Source organism: Paenibacillus xylanivorans, assembly GCF_001280595.1.
Lineage (GTDB): Bacteria > Bacillota > Bacilli > Paenibacillales > Paenibacillaceae > Paenibacillus > Paenibacillus xylanivorans.
On record NZ_LITU01000054.1, the window covers coordinates 1 to 1,024 of the forward strand.

Here is a 1,024-nt window from a genome sequence, read left to right on the forward strand (position 1 = left end):
TCAGCGCCAGGGAATGAGACCCTCCCGCAGCAATTTTCACTATCCGACTTTCAATTCCCCTTTGTGCGGCTTCCACCTTCTGAGAATGAATAGGAATGATCAAATTCAACAGCAGGAGCGAAGATAACACCTGAAGCACAAGCTTTCTCCAATTTAACGATAACTTCATTTTTACTCTCCATTCTTGTTCCAATGTGAAATCTGAATTCATCCGCTACATGACATCTTAGCTCAAATACTAGGAGTTTGTAGTCCTACTAAAGTAGTACGCGGCAGAAAAAAACAAAAAAAGCGAACGACAACGTTCGCTTCCTGGCTTGTTAATCAATTAATTGCAGCTCTTTAGCTCGGACCCGCCTCCGGTCAAGTCGAAACGCGTGGATTTCCTAACGCGTCAACTACCGCATGAATTTTTGTGCTTAATCCACCTCGGGAACGTCCGATCGCTTTCTTGTTCCCCCCCTTTTTTTCGTCTTCAGGTCGGTGCCCGTATTCGTGACCTGAGAAAAAAAGAGGATTAACACAAGAGTCTCTGGGAGAAAGATCCTCAACAGATTGCTATGGCCAAAAATGTGTTAAGAAAGATTTTTAATAATAAGTGACCCACTGACCACGGCAAGAGCTATCAAGAAATCAATGCAGTAAAAAGACACTCAGATTCTATTCATCAGTGTCTTTTTTATTGATACTTTTCCACCAACATCATGTTTCATCGTTGAGCTCGGACTAATTCACTTTAGCCCTATTCGCTGTAACTGAATTCACTTTCTTGTAATCATTTCAATCAGAGTGTGTAATTCAAAGCACTATTTTCATTTCAACTGATTTTTTCTTTTGTTCAGTTTCTAAATAGTCTTTATCAAAATGGCTAGCATAAATCATCTCTCTAAATTCTTGCATACTCATTTTTCTAATCGTTTTATCGTCAATGATTAAAACATAATCCATACCATTTACAACAGAATAGAAATCATGAGAATTGCACCTTTATAGTCTTCAATGGCTTTCTCCAGTGCTATTTGTG

At 39.1% G+C, this 1,024-nt stretch carries 2 pseudogenes; both read right to left on the reverse strand.

The features are described from left to right. Positions 1-378: 378 nt before the first annotated feature. A pseudogene (locus tag AMS66_RS31725) lies at positions 379-471 on the reverse strand (IS5/IS1182 family transposase); the annotation flags it as partial. 330 nt (positions 472-801) lie between these two features. Continuing rightward, a pseudogene (locus AMS66_RS33190) lies at positions 802-1,024 on the reverse strand (ABC transporter ATP-binding protein); the annotation flags it as partial.